This is a genomic window from Sphingopyxis sp. (assembly GCF_035250425.1).
GTDB lineage: Bacteria > Pseudomonadota > Alphaproteobacteria > Sphingomonadales > Sphingomonadaceae > Sphingopyxis.
The window spans coordinates 1-5,295 of sequence record NZ_DATFFD010000184.1; the positions used below are offsets into that span (position 1 = coordinate 1).

The following is a 5,295-nucleotide window of genomic DNA, read 5'->3' on the forward strand; positions in this document are numbered from 1 at the left end:
AAGGCGAGAAGGGCGGCGGCGGCATGCCACGTCATTCGGCGACCCAGGCTCCGTGCCGGCGGCACGCTGACGGTCGTGCGCCTCCATAGGCGCGGTCCAAATGCTGATGCCATGTTACAGCCCCCTAGGCTGGCGATTCCCAGAACCGCACGATTTGCCCCAAAAATTCCCAAGTCAAGACAGCTTGCCAGTGATTCGTTAATTTTTTCACTCAGCTCGGCGCGGATTCGCAACTGAATCGCGCTCAGCTGCGAAAATGCTGCAAAAACGGCCATATTCATCGCCTTGTCGGCTCACAAATGCGGTCAATGGTTGAGCCGGGTGTGCAGTTGGTCGACTTGCTTCCGGGGCTGGCGGCGGTAGCGTCTAGGTTCTATCCGTCCATTTCAGGAAACCGGGGAAATCAATCATGCGTTATCTCGCCGTTCTGGCCGCCCTTGCCTTGCCCTTTGCACCCGCGCTGGCCGCAGGGGAAGAGGCGCCGGCCGTCGAACCGAAGCCCGCCGCGCTTGTCGCCGACGGTGTGCCTGCGGTGCCCGCGGCGCTGGCGGCGGCGACCCGGCCCTATCTCGAATATCGCACCGCGGCGTTCGTCGGCTGGAACCCTGCCGACCGGTCGATGCTTGTCGCGACACGGTTCGGTAACACGGCGCAACTTCACCGAATCGCGCGGCCGCTCGGCGCGCGCGAGCAGCTAACCTTCGAGGCCGAACCGGTTTCGCACGGTGGCTGGGCGCCCGGGACCGGCGATGTGATGCTGATCGAAAAGGACATCGGCGGCAGCGAATTTTACCAGATTTTCGCGATGAAGGATGGCCGGCTGACGATGCTGACCGACGGCAAGAGCCGCAATTCGCTCGACGCGTGGAGCAAGGACGGCAGCCTCGTCGCTTTCACTTCGACCCGCCACAACGGCCGCGACAATGATATCTATGTCATGAACCCGCGCGACCCCGCGTCAGCGCGACTGGCCGGGCAGGTCAACAGCAACGGCTGGTCGGTCGCAGGTTTCGCGCCCGACAAGAGCTGGGCGCTCGTCCAGCGCTCGGCGTCGGTCGAAAAGACCGATCTGTTCCGTCTCGATCTTGCGAGCGGAAAGATGACGCCGGTCGGCAATCACGCGAAGAAGATCGCTTTCAGCGGCGCCTCCTTCGGGTCCGACGGCACGATCTGGGTGGCGAGCGATGCCGGCAGCGACGTGCAGCGCCTCGGCACGCTCGACCCCGCGACCGGGGCGTTCACCCCGCGCGGCCCCGCGGGAAAATGGGATGTCGAGGCATTCGATATCTCGGGCGACGGGCGATTCATCGCCTATGCGGTCAACGAAGCGGGCGTGAGCCGGCTGCGCGTGCTCGACGTCGCGAGCGGCCGGGCGCGCACGGTCGACGCGCTGCCCGCGGGCGTCATCGGGCATATCGACATCGCGCCGTGGGGTGCGATCGGCATCGGTTTCACGTCGGCGCGCAGCGCGGCCGATGCCTATAGTATCGACCCCGAAACGCTCGCCGTGACGCGCTGGACGCAGAGCGAGACCGGCGGGCTGGACGCCGCGCGTAACGTCGAACCCGAACTGGTCAGCATCAAGAGCTTCGACGGCACCGAGATGTCGGGATTTCTCTATCGCCCCGATCCGGCGAAATTTCCGGGCAAACGGCCGCTGATCATGCATGTTCACGGCGGGCCAGAAAGCCAGTGGCGCCCCGAATATCTCGGGAGCACCAACTATATCGTGAACGAACTGGGGGTCGCCTATTTCTATCCGAACGTCCGCGGTTCGACCGGCTATGGCAAGCGCTTCGTCGGGCTCGACAACGGGCCGTTCAAGCGCGAGGACAGCGTCAAGGACATGGGGGTGTTCCTCGATGTCCTCGCAAAGGACACGCGGCTCGACGCGTCGCGCTTCGGCCTGACCGGGCGCAGCTATGGCGGTTATATGTGCTATGCCGCCGCGACGCATTTCGCCGACAAGCTGCGCGCGAACCTCTGCGTCGTCGCCATCTCCGACTTCGTGACCTTCCTGGAGAATACGCAGGAATATCGCCGCGACCTGCGCCGCGTCGAATATGGCGACGAGCGCGATCCGGCGCAGCGCCGGAAGCTGATGGAAATCTCGCCGCTCACGCGCGTCGCCGACATCCGCAAGCCGCTGTTTGTCGTCACCGGCGCCAACGACCCGCGCGTGCCTGCGTCCGAAGCGGATCAGGTCGTGGCCGCGGTGCGCAAGGGCGGCGGCACCGCCTGGCATCTGGTGGCGACGAACGAGGGGCACCAGTGGGGCAAGAAGGAGAATGTGGACTACACATTCTGGTCTTCGCTGCTCTTCTGGCAGACATATCTGCTGAACTGACGGCGGGTGTCACGCTCCGGCGAATGCCGGGCGCGACCGCTCGCCGGAAGGCCAGCTCAGTTCTTCGGTGGGGTCGGCAGCGGCGCCGCGTCGGCTTCGTCGGGCGCGGTCGGCGCGGGCGCCTGGCCGCTCGCCTGACGCTCGAGTTCCTCGGCCGCCTTCTGCCGTTCGGCGAGCGCACGCTCCTCCGCGACCACCGCGGCTTCGACTTCGTCCGATGCGGCGTCGATGCCCGCGATGCGCTTGGCGCGTTCGTCGGCGATCATTGCCTGCCAGTCGGTCTTGTTCGCGGCCTGGCGTTCGGCCTTCGCGCCGGCGACCAGCGCCTGCGTACAGCCGGTGAAGCCGCCGAGGCCGGTCGGCGAGCAACTGTCGGTGCCAAAGCGGCCGACGCGTTCGAGCGCGACGACCTTGTTCGCCCAGGCTTCGTTGCGCACGTCGAGCGGATTGCCGCGCAGCATTTCGGGAACGCGATAGCGCTCGGTTTCAGGCAGGCGGTTACAGACGACGATTTCGTCAGGGCTCGACTGTTCGCACTTGTCGTCGCCATAGACGATGACCTGGTTGATTTTTTCGGCGTCCACCGACTGCTGCGCCGCGGCGGGCATGGCGACAGTGCTGCCGGCAAGGATCAGCGCGAACAGGGGGAGGCGGGTCATTTCGATCTTCCTTTGTCGTTTCAGGCGGCACGGCAGCCATTATCTGCATCCGTCGTGAACGGCGACGGCTATTCTATCAGATACGTTTCGACAGCGCGATGGCTGCACGGCAACCGGCGCGGATCGCGAGGCTGAGGACCGGATAGCCGGGCGCGCTTTCGGCACCCGCCGCCAGCGCGGCTTCCTTATGCTCAAGTTCCTCGGCGCGAAACTCGTCGACCGCGGCGCTCAGTTCGGGGTCGCTGTCGCCCAGTTCGTCGAGCTGGTGCCGGTAATGGCGGTCGATCTCGGTCTCGACCGCGGCGGTGCACGCCATAGCGGCGCGCGGACCCATTGCGGCGGTCACCGCACCCAATGCGAAGCCCGCGACCTTCCAGAAGGGCTGGAGCGCGGTCGGGCGGACGCCGCGTTTGGCGATCATATCGTCAAAGAATTTGCGGTGCCGCTCTTCCTGCTCGGCCATATGCGCGATCTCGCGCGCCATCGTGTGGCGGTCGCCTATCACCGCGAGTTGCCCCGCATAGATGCGCGTCGCGCCATATTCGCCCGCCTGGTCGACGCGGATCATCGATGCGTTTTTGCCGGCTTTGCTCATGCCGCCGATGTGGTCTTCCGGCGCAGCAAGGTCAAGACGAACGCGGCCGCACAAGCCGAGAAGATCGCGTTGAAGCCTGCGAGCGAGATGCCGAACAGCGTCCATTGGGCGGTGTCGCAGCGGATCAGCGGCGCGTTCATGATCGAATCGAGCGATACGGAGCCAGCGCCGCTGGTCGCGCAAGTGGTGATGCCTTCCCAAAAGCCATATTCGACCCCGGCGTGGAACATGCCGATCGCTCCGCTGATCGCGATGGCGACGGCGGCGAGCAGGGTGAGCGCGCGCATCGCCTTGTCATTGCGGCGCAGCAGCAACGCGAGCAGCGCCAGCAGGATCGCGGCCTGATGCGGCCAGCGCTGCCAATAACACATTTCGCACGGATGCAGGCCAAAGCCATATTGCGACACGAGCGCACCGCCATAGAGCAGCAGCGGCGCGAGAAACGCGACGACGGGCGCGGAAAGCCGCGAGTTCAGCATGTGCCGCACCCCTTAGTTGCGAGCGGTCGGCTTGGCGGGCTTGACCGGCGGCTTGCCGCTCTGCGCCATGCGCGGTGCCATCGGGTTGATGCGCCCGATCGTCTGCAACGCATAATGCAGCTGGAAATCCTCGATGCCCCTCGCCTTCAGGTCGGCGGCGGTCGCGGAGAAGCGCGGATCGGCCTTTTCGTCCTTTTCGAGCAGGCCGTTGTCGACCTTCTTTTCGTTGACGAGGTGGCGGCGCAGGTCGCTCTCGCGGAACTTCGGCCGCGACGCATAATCGGGATCCGAAATCTGCGGCACGCGGATATCAGGTTCGATCCCGCCTTCCTGCACGCTGCGGCCCGACGGGGTGTAGTAACGCGCCGTGGTCAGGCGGAGCGCCGTGGTGTCGGTCAGCGGCAGCACCGTCTGCACCGATCCCTTGCCGAAGCTGCGTTCGCCCATCACGACCGCGCGGTGCTGGTCCTGCAGCGCGCCTGCGACGATTTCGGAGGCCGACGCCGATCCCGAGTCGATCAGCACAACCACCGGCGCGCCGCCGGCGAGGTCGCCGGGTTCGGCGAAATAACGTTCGATGTCACCCTTCTTGCGACCGCGCTGCGAGACGATCTCGCCGCGTTCGAGGAACAGGTCGCTGATCCCGACGGCTTCGTCGAGCAGCCCGCCGGGGTTCGAACGGAGGTCGAGGATCCAGCCGCGCGGTTTCTTGCCGAGCGATTTTTCGACCGCCATCATCGCGGCCTTCAGGTCGGTGGTGGCGTCGGCCGAGAAGCTGGTGACAGTGAGGACACCGACATCGCCGCTGACTTCCCACTTCACGGGCTTCAGGTCGATGATCTCGCGCGTCAGCGTCATCTCGATCGGCTTGTCCTGGCCTTCGCGAACGACGGTGATCCCGATCTCGGTGCCGGGACGCCCGCGCATCTGTTCGACCGCCTCGTCGAGCGTCAGACCGAAGATCAGTTCCTTGTTGATGTGGGTGATATAGTCGCCCGCCTTGATTCCCGCCTTGTCGGCCGGGGTGTCGGCGGTCGGCGCGATGACCTTCACGACGCCGTCTTCCATCGTCACCGACAGGCCGAGTCCGCCATATTCGCCGTCGGTCTGGGTTCTGAGGTTCGAAAAGCCGCGCGCGTCGAGATAGCCCGAATGCGGGTCGAGGCTGGCGAGCATGCCGTTGATCGCGCCTTCGATCAGCTTCGAATCGTCGAC

5 protein-coding genes and 1 pseudogene are annotated in these 5,295 nt (G+C 65.5%); 1 reads left to right on the top strand and 5 read right to left on the bottom strand.

Annotation, left to right across the window (positions count from 1 at the left end; genetic code table 11):
* Positions 1-275: pseudogene (locus VJ811_RS11005) on the bottom strand (hypothetical protein); the annotation flags it as partial.
* A gap of 134 nt (positions 276-409) precedes the next feature.
* Between VJ811_RS11005 and VJ811_RS11010 the strand changes: the two are divergent.
* Positions 410-2,347 (top strand): S9 family peptidase, encoded by a 1,938-nt coding sequence (locus tag VJ811_RS11010; protein ID WP_324072312.1) that lies wholly within the window; start codon positions 410-412, stop codon positions 2,345-2,347.
* A 56-nt stretch (positions 2,348-2,403) separates the two neighbouring features.
* Here VJ811_RS11010 and VJ811_RS11015 read toward each other — a convergent pair whose 3' ends face one another.
* The 4 genes from VJ811_RS11015 to VJ811_RS11030 form a co-directional block, all read right to left on the bottom strand.
* Complete coding sequence (locus VJ811_RS11015) at positions 2,404-3,006, bottom strand: hypothetical protein (RefSeq protein ID WP_324072313.1); 603 nt, start codon at positions 3,004-3,006, stop codon at positions 2,404-2,406.
* 76 nt (positions 3,007-3,082) lie between these two features.
* Positions 3,083-3,601: a demethoxyubiquinone hydroxylase family protein gene (locus VJ811_RS11020; RefSeq protein WP_324072314.1), complete on the bottom strand. Its 519-nt coding sequence runs from the start codon at positions 3,599-3,601 to the stop codon at positions 3,083-3,085.
* On the bottom strand, positions 3,598-4,080 hold the full coding sequence (locus VJ811_RS11025; protein ID WP_324072315.1) for a disulfide bond formation protein B: 483 nt from the start codon (positions 4,078-4,080) through the stop codon (positions 3,598-3,600). The genes VJ811_RS11020 and VJ811_RS11025 overlap by 4 nt, the downstream gene beginning before the upstream one ends.
* Positions 4,081-4,092: 12 nt before the next feature.
* The coding region (locus VJ811_RS11030; protein WP_324072316.1) for a S41 family peptidase at positions 4,093-5,295 on the bottom strand (1,203 nt) is incomplete at its 5' end.

Bases quoted from the DNA above. Each gene is read 5' to 3' on its own strand.
- VJ811_RS11010 (WP_324072312.1), top strand. From the start codon at position 410: ATGCGTTATCTCGCCGTTCTGGCCGCCCTTGCCTTGCCCTTTGCACCC.
- VJ811_RS11025 (WP_324072315.1), bottom strand. From the start codon at position 4,080: ATGCTGAACTCGCGGCTTTCCGCGCCCGTCGTCGCGTTTCTCGCGCCG.
- VJ811_RS11020 (WP_324072314.1), bottom strand. From the start codon at position 3,601: ATGAGCAAAGCCGGCAAAAACGCATCGATGATCCGCGTCGACCAGGCG.
- VJ811_RS11015 (WP_324072313.1), bottom strand. From the start codon at position 3,006: ATGACCCGCCTCCCCCTGTTCGCGCTGATCCTTGCCGGCAGCACTGTC.